This is a genomic window from Pantoea sp. (assembly GCF_028283705.1).
Lineage (GTDB): Bacteria > Pseudomonadota > Gammaproteobacteria > Enterobacterales > Enterobacteriaceae > Pantoea.
Genome location: NZ_JAPWKD010000011.1, coordinates 709,521 through 725,839 on the forward strand (window position 1 = coordinate 709,521; position 16,319 = coordinate 725,839).

Below are 16,319 nucleotides of genomic sequence, written 5' to 3' on the forward strand. Positions count from 1 at the left end.
CGTATCTTGTGGATTACTGCTGCGTGACCACGCCCTTGACGAACCAGTCCATCTTCCAGAGGTCGGCGTCGGACAGCGTCTGCCCGGCGGACACGCGCACCTTGCCATCCTTGTCGGACAGCGGGCCGGCGTAGATCTGCTTGCCCTTCATGATGGCGTCGCGCTCGGCCAGGATGATCTTCTGCTTGTCGGCGGGCACGGCCGGGCCGAAGCCGGCGATGTCGGTGCCGCCGTCCTTCATCTCGATGAAGGCGCCGTAGGGCGACGGCTTCCAGCCGCCGGCGATGACCTTCTTGAGCTCGGGGATCAGGAAGCGGTCCCACACCCAGACCGACGAGCAGACCGTGGCCTTGGGCGCGAACTCGCGCAGGTCGCGGTGGTGGCCGGTGCCGTACACGCCGCGTTCCTGGGCGACGAGCTGCGGGGTGGGCGTGTCGACGTGCTGGCCGATCACGTCGGCGCCATGGTCGATCAGCGCCATGGCGGCCGCGCGTTCCTTGACCGGGTCGTTCCAGGCGCCGGTGTAGATGACGGTGACGGTGGCGTTGGGGTTGATCTTCTGCGCGCCCAGTTCATAGGCGTTGATGGTCCAGTTGACCACGCCGAACGGGTTGGCGGCGACGAAGCCCAGCTTGCCGGTCTTGGAGGCCGCGGCGGCGGCCATGCCGCACAGGTACTGGCTTTCGTAGGTGCGGCCGTAGAACGATTCGAGGTTGGGGCCGTTGGTGGTGCCCGAGCCGTTCAGGAAGGCCACGTCGGGGTGCTTGGCGGCCAGGTCCTTGAAGGTGTCGGAATAGCCGAAGGCGGTGCCGATGACGATGTTGGCGCCGCGCTGGATGAAGCGCTCGGCCACCGGGGTGATCTGCGAGGCATCTTCCGGGATGCTTTCGACGAACTGGATCTTCTGCCCCAGCGCCGCCTCGATCTTCACCCGCGCCTCGTCGAAGGCCTGGGTCCAGCCGCCGTCGTTTTTCGGGCCGAAGTACAGCATGGCGATCTTCGGCTTGTCCTTCAGTGTGAAGCCGTCGGCGTGGGCTGCCGGGGCAACGCCGACGGCGACCGAAGCGAGGGCAATGCCGGTAAACAGCTTTCGGAACATGGGGCACCTTGGAAAGTGAGGTTGGACGGCTAGGAAGAAAACCGTGCGACGCGGAATTTCGTCTTGGTGGCATAACGCAACGTTCGTGCCAATCCGGGCCCGGCGCCGGCTCGGGGAAAACACGCGGGTGCCGGCCGCCCCGCCCCCGCCCGGCGCACTCTTAGCGTGCGCCGCCCGTTCCGTCCAGGCACCAAACTTGACCAATCGCACTTATATGGACCAATTGGTCCATACATGGCTTTCCGGCACCGGGCTCAGCCGCGCCGCGGCAGCACGCCGTCGAGCACCGCGGCCTTGACGTTGCGCACGGTTTCCGCGAAGAAATCGGGGTCGGCCAGGGTGCGTCCGGTCAAGGCCTCGACCTGCACGGCGAAATCGGCGTAATGCTGGGTCGTGGCCCACACCATGAACAGGAAATGGCGCGGCTCGACGTCGGCCAGCCTCCCGCTCGCGGCCCACTCGCGCATGACCTCGGACTTGCGCTCCACCATGTCGCGCAGCGCCATGCCCAGCTCGTTGCGCAACAGCGGCGCCCCCTGGAGCATTTCCAGGCAGAACAGGCGCGAGGCCGCGGGATGGTCGCGCGAGATGGCGAGCTTGTGCTCGATGTATTCCCCGATCGCCTCGCGCGGATCGCGCTCGGCGCCGAAGTCGCTCAGCGGCGCCAGCCAGATCGTGAGAATGTCGCGCAGCACCGCGACATAGAGCTCTTCCTTGTCGGAGAAGTAGTAAAGCAGGTTGCTCTTGGAGACGTCGGCCCGTTCCGCCACCTGGTCGAGGCTGGCGCCGTGCAGGCCGTAGCGCGAGAAGACTTCGAGCGCCGCCGCGAGGATGGCGCCGCGCTTGACCTCGATCTGCTTCAGGCGGCGGCTGATGGCCGCCTCGCTGCGGCGCGCCGGCGCGCGCGGCTTGGCGGCCCGCTTGGCCGCCGGTTTCGCGGCTCGTTTAGCGGCCCGCTTGGTGACCGGTTTCGCGGCTTTCTTCGCTCCCGTCATAGCGTGGCGGGCATGTCGCCGAACAGCGAGCGCTTCCAGCCGCCGAAACCATGCCAGGCCATGGGCACCGGGATCGGCACGTTGATGCCCACCATGCCCGCCTGCACGCGCCGCGCGAACTCGCGCGCCGTGTTGCCGCGGCCGACCTCGCCCCGGGCATCGGAGAACACCTTGCCGTGCTCGGCGGTAATGATGGCCGCCCGTTCGTCGGCATGGCGGTTCATCAGGTCGAGAAAGCGGTTCAGGATGCGCGCCCGGCGCGAGGGCGGCGCATCGGCCCTGCCGGCCTGGGCCGATGCCGCCGACGCGGCGGCGCGATTCACCATCTGCTCGGATGCCAGCGCGACATGCCGGGCGATCCGGCCCGCGGCGGGATTCCAGACCGGCTGGGTGCGCCCGCCGGAGGCGGCGACGCCTTCGCCATGGATGAAGTGGACGACGTTGGCGTCGGACGCGTGGGGGGCGGGAGCGGACATGGCCTTCTCTGCTGGCGTGGAGGTTAGCGGTAGGCGGCCAGGAACTTCAGCATGGCGGCGTTGAAGGCGGCCGTCTCGGTCACGGTATGGGCATGGCCTCCATGCGGCATCAGGTCGAGCGTGGCCTTGGGCAGGCGGTCGGCCAGCAGCTGCGAACAGGTCCAGGGCACCAGGGTGTCGTCCTGCGCCGCGGAAACCAGGACCGGCACGGTGATGCCGGCCAGGCGGTCGCTCACGTCGAAGGCCCGCAGCGCGGCGATGCGCGCGCGCATCGTGCCCTGGTCGGGGAAATGGGCGAAGGCGTGGTCCACCTCGGCCTGCACCTGCCCGGCGTGCTCGGCGGCCCAGGCCGCCGGGTACAAGAAGATCGGCTGCGCTTCCACGTAGGCGCGCGGACCGCTCGCGTCGAGCAGCGTCAGGCGCGCATCGAAGCAGCGCGCCGAATGCGGGTTGGGCCGCGCCCAGGCGTTCGCCAGCACCAGGCTGGACACGCGGCCGGGCGCATCCAGCGCGAGCTGCAGCCCCGCCAGCCCGCCCAGGGCATGCCCGATGAAGTGGCAAGCCGCGGTGTGGGTGGCGTCGAGAACTTCCAGCACGTCCTGCGCCATGTGCGCGATCGAATAGGGGGCGGCCAGGGTGCCCGGGCTGCGGCCCGTGCCGCGCTGGTCGTAGCCCACCACGCGGAAGCCCGCGTCGACCAGGGCCTGGCGCTGCGGCGCCCAGAAATTGGCGGAGCCGCCCAGGCCGGAAGACAACAGGACGGAAGGGCCGTCGGCCGGGCCGTGGACTTCGTAGTAAAGCGTCATCGCCTGCCCTTTCCTCAAGCCTTCTTGCCGACGTGGGCGAAGGTGGCGATCTCCACCAGCGCGTCCGGCTTGACCAGGCCGACCTGCACGCAATAGCGCGCCGGCTTCACGCCGGGGAAATACTCGGCGTACACCGTGTTGATCTTGGCGTAGTCGGCCCAGTCGCGGATGAAGATCTGGTTGAAGGTGACGTCGTCCATCGTGCCGCCGGCGGCCTCGACCACGCCCTTGATGGTTTCGAGCACGTGCCGCGTCTGGGCGGCGGCGTCGCCCACGTGCACCACGTTGTTGTCCTTGTCGAAGGGCAGCGTGCCGGACACGTACAGCACGCCGTCGGCGAGCGTGCCGGGAACGTAGGGGGCGATGGGGGCGCTGGTTCCCGGAGGGATGATGGCTTGCTTGGGCATGATGGGAATGCTCCTGATTGGGAAGGGGAACTATTTGCTCAGGGTCTGGCGGAACCGCTCGACCGACGACACCCAGCCGAAGAAGGTTTCCACGTTGTAGGCGGTGCCGGTCTGGATGGCCGCGCTGCCGAGCTGGTGGGTGGCGTCTTCCAGCAGCACGGCTGAAATATTCCAGGTGGAAGGCGTCGCGCAGCGTGGATTCCACGCACACATTGGTGGCGATGCCGGTGAACGCCAGGCTGCGGATGCCGCGCGCGCGCAGCGTGCTGTCGAGCGCGCTGTTGAAAAAGCCGCTGTAGCGCGGCTTGGGCACCACGACGTCGCCGGCCCGCGGTTGCAGGGCCTCGACCAGTTCGTAGTCCCAGCCGCCCTTGGCCAGGAACTTGCCGCTCAGTTCGGGATGCTTGCGCATGGTCTTCAGCGCGTTCGACTTGTACCAGTTGGGCGAGCCCGGGCCGCCTGCCTCCACGTACTGCGGGTCCCAGCCGTTCTGCAGGAACACCACCAGCACGCCGGCCGCGCGCGCGGCGGCGACGGCGGCGGAGATCTTGTCTATCGTGCCGCGCGCGCCGGAAATGTCGAAGCCGGCCGTGTCCACGTAGCCGCCCAGCGAGGCGTAGGCGTTCTGCATGTCGACCACGATCAGCGCCGTCTGCGCGGGCAGGAAGGCGAAGGGTTCGGGGCGCGCGGGCAAGACCAGGGCGCCCGCGCCGGGCGCGAGCGCTTCGGGCGGACCGACCGGGATGTCGGAAGTCAGGGTGGCGTTGGTTTTCACGGAAGCATTCATCGGGAGTTCCTAAACGGCGGCCGCCTCGGCGCCGGCTTGCGACGGCACCGGCGTATCGGCGTCCACGCGGCTTTTCATGAGCGGCTGGATGCGTTCGCCGAAGGCCTGCACGCCCGCGACGAAATCGTCGAAGGTCAGCAGCACGCCCTCGGTGCCGGGCACCTCGGCCACTTCGTCGAGCATGCGCGCCACGCTGGCGTAAGAGCCGACCAGCGTGCCCATGTTGATGTTCACGGCCGAGGTCGGGTCCGCCATCTGGCGCACGTTGGTGTCGGCGCCCGACTTCTTGTCGGCGGCGCCCTGCTCGCCCAGCCAGGAGATCGCCTCCTGGTCGGCGCCGGCCTTGTAGTGTTCCCACTTGGCGCGCGCGGCCTCGTCGGTCTCGTCGGCGATCACCATCATCAGCACGTAGGAAGTCACGTGGCGGCCGGTCTTCGCGGTGGCCTCGATGAGGCGCTGGGCGGCCGGCGCGAAGGCCCGCGGCGTGTTCACGCCCTTGCCGAAGCAGAAGTTGTAGTCGGCGTACTTGGCCGAGAACTCCATGCCGGCATCGCTCTGGCCGGCGCAGATCACCTTCATCTCGGCCTGCGGGCGCGGGCTCAGGCGGCAGTCGTCCATCTGGAAGTAGCTGCCCTTGAAATCGGACTTGCCCTCGCCCCAGAGGTCGCGCAGCACCTGGATGTATTCGCTCAGGTACTGGTAGCGCGTGGCGAAGAATTCGTCGCCCGGCCACATGCCCATCTGGGAATACTCGGGCCGCTGCCAGCCGGTGACCAGGTTGAGCCCGAAGCGGCCGTTGGAAATCGAATCGATGGTGGAAGCCATGCGCGCGGCGATGGCCGGCGGCAGCACCAGCGAAGCCGAGGTGGCGAACAGCTTGATCTTGCTCGTGACCGCCGCCAGCCCGGCCATGAGCGTGAACGATTCGAGGTTATGGTCCCAGAATTCGGTCTTGCCGCCGAAGCCGCGCAGCTTGATCATCGACAGCGCGAAATCCAGGCCGTAGTGCTCGGCCAGCAGCGTGATGCGCTTGTTGAGCTCGAAGCTGGGCTTGTATTGCGGAGCGTTCTCGGACAGCAGCCAGCCGTTGTTGCCGATGGGAATGAAGACGCCGACTTTCATGGGTGCCTCGCATGGATGGAAAGACAGTTCCAGCCTCCAAGCAGCCTTCGTGCCAGCTTTCTGGCGTCAAATAATTTTCTTTTTAATCAAATAGTTATATATTTTCCAGAGAAAAGTTTTGACCAAATGGTCCAAAGCGGTTCATTTGATCCGTAAAGATCACGCAAGTGGTGCGTCGCGCGCCCACGAATGGCGCAGGCGGAGCGCCCGCCTGACGCGGCCGGGAACGTGTCCGCCTGGCATGAACGTTGCCTCCCCAACCGGGCGATACCCCCATCCCCTGGAGCCTCGTTCCCCATGTCCCTCCTGCATGTACCCGTCATCGACCTGGCACCCTACTTCGAAGGCACGCCCGAAGGACGCGCCAAGGTCGCCCGGGAAGTCGACGACGCCTGCCGCAGCATCGGCTTTCTCGTCATCAAGAACCACGGCGTCCCGGCCGAGCTCACCGACCGCGTCGCCTCGCTCTCGCGCGCCTTCTTCGACCTGCCCCTGGCGGAAAAGCGCAAGGTCGACCGCCCCCGCATCGACGCCGTGCGCGGCTACAGCGCGGTCGGCGAGGAAGGCCTCTCGTACAGCCTGGAAGAAGCCACGCCCGGCGATCTGAAGGAGTCGTTCTCCGTCGGCCCCGCCGGCGTGCCCGACGACGACTACCACCGCGGCCCCGCCGCCGGCGCGCACTTCGAGCCCAACGTCTATCCGACCCTGCCCGGCTTTCGCGCGGCCTACGACGAATACTTCGAGGTGATGAGCGGCCTGTCGCGCTCGCTGATGCGCATCTTCGCGCTGGCCCTCGATTTGCCCGAAACCTATTTCGACTCCCACATCGACAAGCACATCAGCATGTTCCGCGTGCTGAGCTACCCGCCCCAGCGCGAGGCGCCGCTGCCCAACCAGCTGCGCGCCGGCGCGCACAGCGACTACGGCAGCCTGACCATCGTGCGCCCCGACGACGAGGGCCTGCAGGTGCTGAACGAGGCCGGCCAGTGGGTGGACGTGCCCCTGCTGCCGGGCGCGCTGGTGGTCAACATCGGCGACCTGATGATGCAGTGGACCAACGACAAGTGGATCTCGACCATGCACCGCGTCGCCAACCCTCCCTTCGAGCAAGCCGAGACCAACCGGCGCCAGTCGCTGGTGTTCTTCCACCAGCCCAACTACGACACCATGGTGGAATGCCTGCCGAGCTGCCTGGCCCCCGGCGAGCAGCCCAAGTACGCGCCCGTCTCGTCCGGCGACCACCTCACCTCCAAGTTCGTGAAGCAGACCACCTTCGGCGGCACGGTGTAATGGCACATCTTTCCTACGTCAATGTCTTCGCGCGCGACATCGTCGCGCTCAGCGGCTTCTACCAGCGCGTGTTCGGCTTCACTGAAATCGAGGCCATCCGCTCGCCCATATTCCGCGGGCTCGACACGGGCAAGTCCGCCCTGGGCTTCAATGCCCACGACGCCTACGAGCTGCTGCACCTGGAAGACCAGGCCGACACGCGCGGCGTGAAGTTCCTGCTCAACATCGACGTCGACAGCCAGGCCGACGTCGACCGCATGGTGCCCGTCGCCGTGGAAGCCGGCGCCACCCTCCTCAAGCCGCCCTACGTCACCTACTACAACTGGTACCAGGCCGTGCTGCTCGATCCGGAAGGGAATGTGTTCCGCATCAACTACATGATGTAGGGCGTGGGGACCCCCCAGCATCTATCCATGCGATGATTTCCCGCATGGAACAAATCGACCTCGACGACGGCACCGCCGACCGCTTCCTGCTGGACGCCCCCGGCATTTCGCTGCTGGTGTTCACCAGCGCCACCTGCGCCGACTGCAAGCTCGCGCGCGAGCAGTTGCCGGACATGGCACTGCCGCTGGAGCGCCTATGCTGGATAGACGCCGGCCGCAACGGCGGGCTGGTCGAGCGCTACGAGGTCTTCCATCTGCCCGCGCTCCACCTGGTCAGGGACGGCGCCTACTATGGGCCGGTGCAGGCCCAGCTGGCCGCCTGGGACATCGCCCGCCAGGTGGCGCTGGCGCTCGACAGCTACCCGGCCGAACTGCCCTGAGGCATCGGGGCGGTGGGGCAAACCACACCATTCCGGTGCGTTCCTTGCACAAAACCCTCGCCACTCTCGCCACGAAACATTGCCGTCTGCGGACTCTGGTCCGTACACGCCAGAAAACCATACATAGGCATGCTTATTGCTCCGATCGGTGCAGTATCGGGTTTTAAGTGCCTTAGGCGTTCAAATGAGCAAGTCCGTCACGTTTTCATCGCCTGGCGCTACGTTCGCACGCAACGTGGATTGGAACCTGTTCAAGGTTTTCTACGAGATCGGGCAGCGCGGCGGCATCGGTGCCGCATCCCGGTCTTTGAACAAGCAGCAGCCGAGCGTCAGCGCCGCCCTTCAACGGCTGGAAAGCCACCTGGGCACGCATCTGTGCACCCGGACAAGCCGAGGCATCGAGCTGACGGTACAGGGCCACCAGGTTCTCGAAGCCTGCCAGGCCATGTACCAAACCGTGCAGAAAAGCGCCGAGGCGTCGGACTTGGCCCTGCTCACCGGTTCGTTGTCCCTCAAGGTGATCTCGAACCTCTACCTGGTGCCGCAACTGACCGCCATCCTCCAGGAATTCCATGAGCGCTACCCGCGCATCGAGGTGCGTCTCGACGTGGCTCCATGGCGGGATATCCTGCGCGCCCTGAGCAAGTCGGAGGTCGAGCTGGGCATTGGCTTCAAAGACGCCCACGACGACAAGACCATCTACATCCCCATCATCGAACAGCAACAGCAGATCTACTGCGGGCCAAGCCACCCCCTGTTCGGCAAGCCCCCCGTCTCTCCGAGCGCCTTGGAATCCGACGCCTTCGTGGTGACCCATGACGAGCCCACGGCCTACGTCCGCTACAAGCAGGGCCACGGGCTCGGCAAACAGATCGGCGGCATCGCCGACAATCTCCAGGAAAGGATGTGGCTGATCAAGCTGGGCATGGGCATCGGCATGCTGCCCAAGCCCGTGGTCGACGCCTCCAACCTTTCGCAGGAACTCTGGCCCTTGCTGCACGACCATGAATCGCCCCGCTGCACGATCTACATCATGACCAGCGACGAAAGCGTGCACAGCGCCCCCGCGCAGCTTTTCCTCGAAACGGCCACGAACCGGCTGGCCGCGACCGCCTGACAACGGCCTTCCCCCACGGAGGCATCGAGGCGCGTGGCGCTGTTCGCGTCTCATGCCGCAAGCCGTGGCCAGGGGCTGTCCACGTCGTCCGGCGGAATGGCCGCGACGAGGCGCCTCGTGTACTCATGGCGCGGCTGGGACAGCACGCTGTCGACGGGCCCGCTTTCCACCACCTCGCCATCGTGCATGACCAGCACGCGCGAACACAGGTAGCGGACCGCGGCGATATCGTGCGATATCAGGATCAACGATACGTCGGACTCCCGGCGCAGCTTCAGCAGCAGGTTCAGTATCTGCGCTTGCACGGACACGTCCAGCCCCGACAGTATCTCGTCGGCGATCAGGATCCGGGGGGTCTTGCACAGGGCCCGCGCGATGTTGACCCGCTGGCGCTGCCCCCCGGAGAGCTGCGCGGGGTAGCGCGAGACCATGTCGGGACCGAGGCCGGTGGCGGCCAGCAGTTCGCGCGCGCGGACCAGGCGGTCCGGCGCGGCGTGCCTCTCGTGGCCGGCGGTCATCGCGCAGGTCACCAGGCTCCCCAGCGTCCGGCGCGGATTCAGGGCCGATTGCGGATCCTGAAAGATCATCTGCATGCTGTCCACGCGCAAGGCGCGGGTCGGCTTGTCTTCGCCGACGACGCTGCGGCCGTCGACCCGGATCGCGCCGGACGTCGGCGTTTCCAGGCCCACGAGTAGACGCGCCACCGTGGACTTGCCGCTGCCGCTCTGCCCGACGATGCCGACGAACTCGCCGGCCGCGAGCTTCAGGTTGAAATCCTTGACGGCCACGACGGGTGCGCCGGGCCGGAACCAGCCTCCGGCCCGGCGGAATTGCTTCGACAGGCCGCTCACTTCCAGGACCGCGGGAGCGCTTTCCGGTGCGGGCTCCATATGCGCCAAGAGCGGCGGCAGCCGTTCAGGCGCCTCCAGGCCCCGGGCAGGCAGCGCCTTGATGCATCGAACGGCCTGCGTCGCGGAGAGCACGGTCAGGGGAACCGGCGCCGCCGAACATTCCGCGCTGGCCTGCGGACAGCGGCTGGCGAACCGGCAGCCGGCGACGTCCGCCAGCTTGCCCAAGGTGGGCATGTGATCCGGCAGCGAAACCAGTTCGCGCCGCGGGCCGGTGAGCGGCGGATTCACGAGCTGCAGGGCACGTGTGTAGGGATGCGCGGGCTGCCTGTATAAATCGCCCGCCCGCCCGGATTCGGCCACCTCCCCCGCGTAAAGAACCAGGGTCTTGTCGCAGACGTGAAGGGCGAGCTTGAGGTCGTGGGTGATCAGGATCACCGCCGTGCCGTGCTCCCGGCACAGGTCCGCGAGCAGTTTCACGATTACGGCCTGCGTCATCACGTCGAGGGCGGTCGTCGGTTCGTCGGCCACGATGAGCGCGGGCTTGCTGGCGAACGCCATCGCGATCAGGACGCGCTGGCATTGCCCGCCAGAGAGTTGATGCGCATAGCAATGCAGCATCCGGCCCGGGTCGGGCAGCTTGACGGCCGCCAGCGCGTCGCGTGCGACGCGGGTCCGCTCCGCCCTGCTGCCTATCCCCATGCGCTCGAGATGCTCGTGGAACTGCGCGCCTATGGTCATCACGGGATCCAGCGCGGCACGCGGCTCTTGCGGAATGAAACAGATATCGCGCCCCAGCAAGGCCCGGTGCTCCTGGTCGGTCAGCGCATGCAGATCCTGCCCCTTGAACCGCAGCGCCCCCCGCGCGACGCGGAACTGCGGCGGCAGCAGACGGCCGATAAGGCGGCCGATCATCGATTTTCCGGCCCCGGACTCGCCGATGATGCCCAGCACCTCGCCGGGCTCGACGTCGAAAGAGACGCCGTTGAGAGCCAGTACCTCATGGCCGCCGACGGTCACGGCCACGTCGATGTTGCGCGCGGATAGCGTGGTCAATTTTCGAGTCTCCGCGATTGCTGCTGCCGTGGGTCCAGGGCCCGGCGCAAACCGTCGCCCAACAGGTTCAGCCCCAGGACGGTGAACAGAACCGCGGCGAACGGAAAGAACAGGGCCCACGGGTTCTGGTAGACCTGCAAGCGCGCATCCGCGATCATCACGCCCCAGGCGGGCGTATCGGCAGGCACCGACAAGCCGATGAAGCTCAGGGTTGCCTCGATCGTGACGGCCAACGCCATCTCCAGCGTCAGCAAGGTGATGAGCAAGGGCGCCACCGCCGGCAGGATCTCCCGGACCATCACCTGCAGCTTGGTGAAGCCGGCCAGCCTGGCCGCGGCGACGTAGTCGCGCCGCGCCACGCTCATCACGTCGGAGCGCAGCACCCGGGTGAAGCGGGTCCAGTCCACGACGATCACCGACAGCACCACGTTGTTGACGCCGGGCCCCAGGGCGATCATCAGCACCACCCCCAGGATCACCTGGGGAAACGCCATCCACAGCTCGGCCGCGCGGGAAACCAGCCAATCCAGCCAGCCGCCGAGGTAGCCCGCGGCGATCGCCAGGACGGTGCCGACCAGCGCGGTCATCCCGCCGGCCGCGACCGCCACATAGGAAGCTATCCGCGCGCCGTACAGCAGGCGCGACAGGACGTCCCGCCCCAGGGAATCCGTACCCAGCAGATGGGCCGGATCGCCGCCCCCGGCGAACAGCGGAGGCAGGTCGATGGCCAGCAGATCCTGCTCGAGCGGATCGTGCGGCGCCAGCCATGGGCTCAGCAAGGCGCAGAAAAGAACGAGCAGCACCATGCCCGCGCCGACGATCACTCGCCCGGATCGCAAGGCCTGGGGCATCGTCGGCCCGGTTCGGCCGGCACCGGCCGCCGTGGTGGTGGAAAAAAGGCTCATGCGGGGCGCAACCTGGGATCCAGGATCAGGTAGAGGATGTCGATGACCGCGTTCAGCACCAGCGCGACGAGGCAGTAGATCAGCGCGACTCCCTGGATCACCGGCACATCGTGGTTGCGCAAGGCAGCCATCATCAGGTTGCCCATGCCCGGGTAGGTGAACAGCACCTCGATCAGCAAGGTTCCACCGAACAGGAAGGCCGACTGGACGCCCACCATGCTCAGGGCGGGCAATGCGGCATTCGGCAGGGCATGCGCCACCAGGATGCGCCGCTCCGACAGGCCGCGCTGCCGCGCCGCGGTGACGAAGTCCTCCTCGATGGCGTCCAACAGGCTGGAACGCACGACCCGGACGACGAATGGCGCGAAGCTGAACGCCAACGCCAGGGTGGGCAGCGCCAGGTGCTCGAGCGCGCTGGCCAAGGCGGCCCAGTTGCGCGTCAGCAGCGCATCCAGCAGCAGGAAGCCCGTGATGCGATCCACCGACAGATCGCCGTCGAGGCGCCCGATGAAGGGCAGCACGCCCAGGCCCACCCCGAATACGAGGATCATCCCGATGGCCCACAGGAATTCCGGCGTGGCCTGCATGATGGACGCGCCCAGGTCGGCGGTATGTTCGGCCTTGGGCCGTTTGCGCAGGCTGAACATCCAGAGCCCGCCCCCCACGCCCATGATCAGGCCCAGCACCAGCGCGCCGAACACCAGTTCCATGGTCGCCGGCAGGCTCTCGATAATCAGCTCCCGCACCGGCGCCCTGAAGGCCAGCGATTCGCCCATGTCCCCCCCCGCCAACGCACCCAGCCAGCGCAGATACTGGTGCCAGACCGGCAGGTCGAAGCCATAGGCGGCGCGGATGGCGGCGATGTCCTGCGGCTTGGCGTCGGCCGGCAGCAACAGCGCGATCGGATCGTTGGGCAGCAGCCGCAACAACACGAAGATCACGAGCGACACCGCCAGCATCATCGGCACGATCATCAAGAGCCGCCGCGCCGCGATTTTCAGTGCGATCTGAAACATTCAACTCCAGTCGTAGGGCAGCATCCAGCCATTGTTGTACGGAACGAAGTTCAGCCCTTTCCTGTAGACGGTGGTGCTGACGCTTTGCAGCAGCGTCAGCGAGTAGCCCTGCTGCGCCGCCCAGATGTCCAGGTCGCGGTAGCCGCCGATGCGTTTTTCGTAATCCAGTTCCGCCTCGAGCTTGTTCAAGGGCTCGCGCAGGTCGTCGCTTTTCCAGGTCGAGAACGGCTTGTCCGGATGGAGCATGCTGCCCGAGTACATGCTCGGGTCGCCCATGCCGTTCTGCCAGACGTACAGGCACGGCGCGTCGAGCTTGTTGGTCATGCTGAGCGAGGCGAACTGGGACACGTCGATCGCCCGCAGGTCGGCATCGATACCCACCGCTTTCCACATCTGCACGATGGCGCGCGCGATGTCGTAGTCGCTCGGGCCACCGCCGGTCGTGGTGATGAACTTGACCTTGACCGGCTTGTCGGGGGAATACCCGGACGCCGCCAGCAGGCTCTTGGCCTTGGCCTGGCTGTATTCCAGCTTGAAGTCGGGCGCGTAAGCCGGCGTGCCGGGGCCCGAGGGCGTCCAGATCGGCGGCGCGACACCGCCGAAGAATGCCTTGGAAAGCGCCTCCTTGTTGATCGCGTGGTGGGCCGCCAGCCGCACATTCTTGTCGGTCCACGGACCGGTATTGACCATCTGGATGGTGTAGATGTCGGGCGTCGGCTTGATGAGGCCGGTCAGGCCCGGCGCCTTGCCCAGCCGCTCGACTTCACGGATCGGCAGGTTCACCGCGATATCGGCCTTGCCCGCCTGGACGGCCGAAACCCGCGCGGTATCGTCCTTGACGATGTCGACCGTGACCCGCTTGATCTTCGCCGGCCCGCGCCAGTAGTTCTCGTAGGCCTCGAAGACGGCTCGCGAATCGCGCTGGTACTCGACCAGCCTGTAGGGGCCCGCCCCGATCGGCCGCTTGAGGAATTCCTCGCGTCCGACCTGCTCGAAGTACTTCCTCGGCTGGATGAAAGCCGCGGTGTAGGCCAGCCGCTGCTTGGCGGCAGCCATCGGCGTGCCCAGATGAACGATGGCCCGCGTCGGCGACGGGGTGTCTATGCCCACGATCGGCTTCCATATCGCACCGAGCGCGAGCGTCTTGTCGGCCTTGCAGCGATCCAGGAAGGTGAACTTGAAATCGTCGGAGGTAAGTTTGTCGCCGTTGTGGAACGTCACGTCGTCGCGAAGCGTCACCTCGAACGCCAGCCCGTCGCTGCCCAGCCATTTGAAGTCCGTGGCCAGCTCCGGTTCGACCGACCCGGTCGGCGATATCGTGAACGGCTGGGCGTTCATCGATTTCAGCAGCGACATCGCCTGCAGACTCGAGAACGCGATCGCGTCCCAGTTCAGCACATCGACCGGGTAGGCGATCGTCACGCTGTCGCGGGGCGTGGCCGCAAACACCTTGTGCGCGCCGGCGACGGCGCCCATGGCCGCCATGGAGGCATTACGCAGAAACTCTCGTCGTGTATTCATCAGTCACTCCTGAAAAAGTTAGGAGAAAAAAGCGGTTGAAGTGCTTCGCTTGCGGCAGCCCGGTCTAGGGCCGTCCAGACATATGGCGTTCGACTATCCCGGCTTCGCGCACGAAATCGGCAAAGGCATCGATCTGCGCGCGCACCGCCGCGCGGGTCGCCTTGTCGATCAGCATGCCCGCTTCATCGAAGTTCTGGCCGGCCGTTCCTATCGACACTTCCGGCCGCGCGAAAGTGCGGGCATTGAGGCAGACCAGGATCTGGCGCAGATGGTGCTGCATCCTCACCCCTCCCATTGCTCCGCCGGAGACCGACTGAATGAGCACGGGCTTGCCGGCCAGGGGCTGATCGGGCACTCGCGAAATCCAGTCCAGCAAGTTCTTCAGACCGCCCGGCACCGAATAGTTGTATTCCGGCGAAGCGATCACCACGCCGTCCGCTTCGCGCAGGCTATTGGCCAGGGACGTCACCACGCTCGGAAAACCGCTCACCCGCTCGAGGTCGGCGTCGTAGATGGGAACGTCCGCGACGCTCGGCCCGTCGATGAACTTGAGGTCCCCCGGCGCCAACCCCGGCAGGGCGCGGAGCAAGGCGGCGTTGCAGGAGTCCCGGCGCACGCTGCCGCAGAGCGTGACGAGTTCCATGGTGGTTTTTTCTTTCATGAGCATTTTCCTGAAAAGTCGGCGCCAAAGAGTCTTCATGGCCTGACGAATATTCCCTTGGGTTCCGGTTGAATTGGCCCCGTCCAGCGCAACCAGTTGGCCGCGCAGGTAGACGCGCTCGACATACCCCTGGACTTCGCGCCCCTTCATCGTGGTGTAGCGGGCCCGGCTGAACTGCTCGCTGTCGACCACCCGCGTCCGGCGCGCGGCATCGAGAACCACGATGTCCGCATCGGCGCCGGGCGCGATCGCTCCCTTGCGCGGCAGGAGTCCGAACGCCGCGGCGGGATTCTCGGCGCAAATCCGCGCGATGTCGCTGAGCGTCAGGGCCCCCGCGTCGACCAGCGTGAGCATCGAAGCCAGCAAGGTTTGCAGGCCCGGCATCCCCGGCGGGGTGGTCCAGATATTTTCCCAGCCCTGCTCCTTGTCCTCGGCGAGCACGGGGGAATGGTCGCTGACCACCATGTCGATGCCGCCGCCGCCGACCGCCGCGCGCAGCGCGTCGCGTTCGGCGCGCGACCGGATGGGCGGCACGATGATGCCGTAGGGGCCGAAGGCAAGCGCCTCCTCCTCGGTGAACACCAGATGGTGCGACATGACCTCCGTGGAAATCACGGCGGCGCCCTGAAAGCGCGCGACGTGCTCGACGCTCTTGCGCGACGAAAGCGCCCGGAAGTGCAGCCGGGTCCCGGTTTCGGCCGCGACCGTACAGGCCCTGGTGATCCCCAGCGCCTCCGACAAGGCGGGGCGGGTCGCCACGAATGCCTCGATGAGCGGCGGCGCTTTCTGGCGCTCGGTCGTGTAGAGCACTTTCCGATTACGCTGGTAGCCCTTCTGGTCCTTGGTCAGGCGGGCGATCATCGAGCCGGAGTGCGGCGTGATGCCGGCGACTCCGCCCACGTCCGCCACGGCGCCCAGCAAGCGGTGCAATTCGTAATCGTCGTTGCCGACGACGAACTCCGGGTTTCCGCCATAGGCGAGGAACAGCTCGAACGACACGGCACCCAGCGCCGCCATCCGCTCCACGTCGACCCGCTCGCTGCGCGGCGACAGCATGGCCTGGATGGCGAAGTCCACATAGGACTCCCGCTCGCCCGCCAGGCGCTTGCGCTCGAAGTACTCCGGCGTCGCGGTGCGCGGATCGTCCGTCGGCATGAGCATGACCGTGGTCACCCCGCCCGCCGCGGCCGCTTTCGTCGCCGTGTCGAAGTTGTCGAGCCGGCTGGACAGGCAATGCCCCGGGATGTGCACGTGCGCATCGACCAGCCCCGGCAGCAGCATGCGTCCACTGGCATCGACTTCCTGCGCGCCGGCGATGCCCGCGCCCGGCTCTGCCAGCACCTGGACGACGCCGTTCCGAATGCCGACGTCGGCTCGCGTCAAGCCGGCCGAGGCGACGATGGTGCCCCCGCGGATCACAAGATCAAACATGCGCGTCTCCGCTGAA

General features: G+C 66.7%; 16 protein-coding genes and 2 pseudogenes. 5 read left to right on the forward strand and 13 right to left on the reverse strand.

The genetic code is table 11. The features are described 5' to 3' along the window. Window positions 1–13: 13 nt before the first annotated feature. From PW844_RS10245 to rutB, 6 genes and pseudogenes are all read right to left on the reverse strand, one after another. Window positions 14–1,099, reverse strand: coding sequence for a BMP family ABC transporter substrate-binding protein (locus PW844_RS10245; protein WP_299450959.1), 1,086 nt, complete (start codon window positions 1,097–1,099; stop codon window positions 14–16). 254 nt (window positions 1,100–1,353) lie between these two features. Next, on the reverse strand, window positions 1,354–2,094 hold the full coding sequence (rutR, locus tag PW844_RS10250; protein ID WP_299450961.1) for an HTH-type transcriptional regulator RutR: 741 nt from the start codon (window positions 2,092–2,094) through the stop codon (window positions 1,354–1,356). Continuing rightward, window positions 2,091–2,570 (reverse strand): aldehyde dehydrogenase family protein, encoded by a 480-nt coding sequence (locus PW844_RS10255; protein WP_299450964.1) that lies wholly within the window; start codon window positions 2,568–2,570, stop codon window positions 2,091–2,093. The genes rutR and PW844_RS10255 overlap by 4 nt, the downstream gene beginning before the upstream one ends. A gap of 23 nt (window positions 2,571–2,593) precedes the next feature. Beyond that, window positions 2,594–3,376 carry a pyrimidine utilization protein D gene (gene rutD, locus PW844_RS10260; protein ID WP_299450966.1) on the reverse strand — a complete coding sequence of 261 codons (783 nt, stop codon included), beginning with the start codon at window positions 3,374–3,376 and terminating at the stop codon, window positions 2,594–2,596. A 14-nt stretch (window positions 3,377–3,390) separates the two neighbouring features. Then, on the reverse strand, window positions 3,391–3,783 hold the full coding sequence (gene rutC, locus PW844_RS10265; protein WP_299450969.1) for a pyrimidine utilization protein C: 393 nt from the start codon (window positions 3,781–3,783) through the stop codon (window positions 3,391–3,393). Between the two features lie 30 nt (window positions 3,784–3,813). After that, window positions 3,814–4,483, reverse strand: a pseudogene (gene rutB, locus PW844_RS10270) (pyrimidine utilization protein B). Here rutB and PW844_RS10275 point away from each other — a divergent pair. Continuing rightward, on the forward strand, window positions 4,413–4,583 hold the full coding sequence (locus PW844_RS10275; protein WP_299451148.1) for a hypothetical protein: 171 nt from the start codon (window positions 4,413–4,415) through the stop codon (window positions 4,581–4,583). The pseudogene rutB and the gene PW844_RS10275 overlap by 71 nt on opposite strands. On the opposite strand, the gene rutA is transcribed toward PW844_RS10275, so the two are convergent. Then, window positions 4,580–5,692 (reverse strand): pyrimidine utilization protein A, encoded by a 1,113-nt coding sequence (rutA, locus tag PW844_RS10280; RefSeq protein ID WP_299450972.1) that lies wholly within the window; start codon window positions 5,690–5,692, stop codon window positions 4,580–4,582. The genes PW844_RS10275 and rutA overlap by 4 nt on opposite strands. Window positions 5,693–5,989: 297 nt before the next feature. Here rutA and PW844_RS10285 point away from each other — a divergent pair, with 297 nt between their 5' ends. The 4 genes from PW844_RS10285 to PW844_RS10300 all read left to right on the forward strand — a co-directional run bounded on the left by PW844_RS10285 (window position 5,990) and on the right by PW844_RS10300 (window position 8,865). Next, entirely contained in the window at window positions 5,990–6,982 is a 993-nt protein-coding gene (locus tag PW844_RS10285) for a 2-oxoglutarate and iron-dependent oxygenase domain-containing protein (RefSeq protein WP_299450975.1), read from the forward strand. Next, window positions 6,982–7,368 carry a VOC family protein gene (locus tag PW844_RS10290; protein WP_299450978.1) on the forward strand — a complete coding sequence of 129 codons (387 nt, stop codon included), beginning with the start codon at window positions 6,982–6,984 and terminating at the stop codon, window positions 7,366–7,368. The genes PW844_RS10285 and PW844_RS10290 overlap by 1 nt, the downstream gene beginning before the upstream one ends. Window positions 7,369–7,412: 44 nt before the next feature. Beyond that, window positions 7,413–7,748, forward strand: coding sequence for a hypothetical protein (locus tag PW844_RS10295; RefSeq protein WP_299450981.1), 336 nt, complete (start codon window positions 7,413–7,415; stop codon window positions 7,746–7,748). A 184-nt stretch (window positions 7,749–7,932) separates the two neighbouring features. Next, the gene (locus PW844_RS10300; RefSeq protein ID WP_299450983.1) at window positions 7,933–8,865 is read left to right on the forward strand and encodes a LysR family transcriptional regulator; all 933 of its coding nucleotides are present in this window, start codon (window positions 7,933–7,935) and stop codon (window positions 8,863–8,865) included. A gap of 50 nt (window positions 8,866–8,915) precedes the next feature. On the opposite strand, the gene PW844_RS10305 is transcribed toward PW844_RS10300, so the two are convergent. From PW844_RS10305 to PW844_RS10330, 6 genes and pseudogenes are all read right to left on the reverse strand, one after another. Next, window positions 8,916–10,769 (reverse strand): ABC transporter ATP-binding protein, encoded by a 1,854-nt coding sequence (locus PW844_RS10305; RefSeq protein ID WP_299450986.1) that lies wholly within the window; start codon window positions 10,767–10,769, stop codon window positions 8,916–8,918. Beyond that, complete coding sequence (locus tag PW844_RS10310; protein WP_299450989.1) at window positions 10,766–11,674, reverse strand: ABC transporter permease; 909 nt, start codon at window positions 11,672–11,674, stop codon at window positions 10,766–10,768. The genes PW844_RS10305 and PW844_RS10310 overlap by 4 nt, the downstream gene beginning before the upstream one ends. Continuing rightward, on the reverse strand, window positions 11,671–12,690 hold the full coding sequence (locus PW844_RS10315) for an ABC transporter permease (protein WP_299450992.1): 1,020 nt from the start codon (window positions 12,688–12,690) through the stop codon (window positions 11,671–11,673). Before PW844_RS10315 ends, PW844_RS10310 begins: the two co-directional genes overlap by 4 nt. Beyond that, entirely contained in the window at window positions 12,691–14,211 is a 1,521-nt protein-coding gene (locus PW844_RS10320; protein ID WP_299450995.1) for an ABC transporter substrate-binding protein, read from the reverse strand. Window positions 14,212–14,275: 64 nt separating this feature from the next. Then, entirely contained in the window at window positions 14,276–14,872 is a 597-nt protein-coding gene (locus PW844_RS10325; protein WP_299451142.1) for an NADPH-dependent FMN reductase, read from the reverse strand. A 102-nt stretch (window positions 14,873–14,974) separates the two neighbouring features. Beyond that, window positions 14,975–16,303 (reverse strand): annotated as a pseudogene (locus tag PW844_RS10330) (dihydroorotase family protein); the annotation flags it as partial. Window positions 16,304–16,319: the final 16 nt, after the last annotated feature.

What these genes read in the sequence shown, in the direction of transcription:
- PW844_RS10300 (WP_299450983.1), top strand. Translation starts at nt 7,933, where the DNA reads ATGAGCAAGTCCGTCACGTTTTCATCGCCTGGCGCTACGTTCGCACGC.
- rutC (WP_299450969.1), bottom strand. Translation starts at nt 3,783, where the DNA reads ATGCCCAAGCAAGCCATCATCCCTCCGGGAACCAGCGCCCCCATCGCC.
- PW844_RS10285 (WP_299450975.1), top strand. Translation starts at nt 5,990, where the DNA reads ATGTCCCTCCTGCATGTACCCGTCATCGACCTGGCACCCTACTTCGAA.
- PW844_RS10290 (WP_299450978.1), top strand. Translation starts at nt 6,982, where the DNA reads ATGGCACATCTTTCCTACGTCAATGTCTTCGCGCGCGACATCGTCGCG.
- PW844_RS10295 (WP_299450981.1), top strand. Translation starts at nt 7,413, where the DNA reads ATGGAACAAATCGACCTCGACGACGGCACCGCCGACCGCTTCCTGCTG.
- PW844_RS10325 (WP_299451142.1), bottom strand. Translation starts at nt 14,872, where the DNA reads ATGAAAGAAAAAACCACCATGGAACTCGTCACGCTCTGCGGCAGCGTG.
- PW844_RS10320 (WP_299450995.1), bottom strand. Translation starts at nt 14,211, where the DNA reads ATGAATACACGACGAGAGTTTCTGCGTAATGCCTCCATGGCGGCCATG.
- PW844_RS10310 (WP_299450989.1), bottom strand. Translation starts at nt 11,674, where the DNA reads ATGAGCCTTTTTTCCACCACCACGGCGGCCGGTGCCGGCCGAACCGGG.
- rutA (WP_299450972.1), bottom strand. Translation starts at nt 5,692, where the DNA reads ATGAAAGTCGGCGTCTTCATTCCCATCGGCAACAACGGCTGGCTGCTG.
- PW844_RS10315 (WP_299450992.1), bottom strand. Translation starts at nt 12,690, where the DNA reads ATGTTTCAGATCGCACTGAAAATCGCGGCGCGGCGGCTCTTGATGATC.
- rutD (WP_299450966.1), bottom strand. Translation starts at nt 3,376, where the DNA reads ATGACGCTTTACTACGAAGTCCACGGCCCGGCCGACGGCCCTTCCGTC.
- PW844_RS10275 (WP_299451148.1), top strand. Translation starts at nt 4,413, where the DNA reads ATGTCGACCACGATCAGCGCCGTCTGCGCGGGCAGGAAGGCGAAGGGT.
- rutR (WP_299450961.1), bottom strand. Translation starts at nt 2,094, where the DNA reads ATGACGGGAGCGAAGAAAGCCGCGAAACCGGTCACCAAGCGGGCCGCT.
- PW844_RS10245 (WP_299450959.1), bottom strand. Translation starts at nt 1,099, where the DNA reads ATGTTCCGAAAGCTGTTTACCGGCATTGCCCTCGCTTCGGTCGCCGTC.
- PW844_RS10255 (WP_299450964.1), bottom strand. Translation starts at nt 2,570, where the DNA reads ATGTCCGCTCCCGCCCCCCACGCGTCCGACGCCAACGTCGTCCACTTC.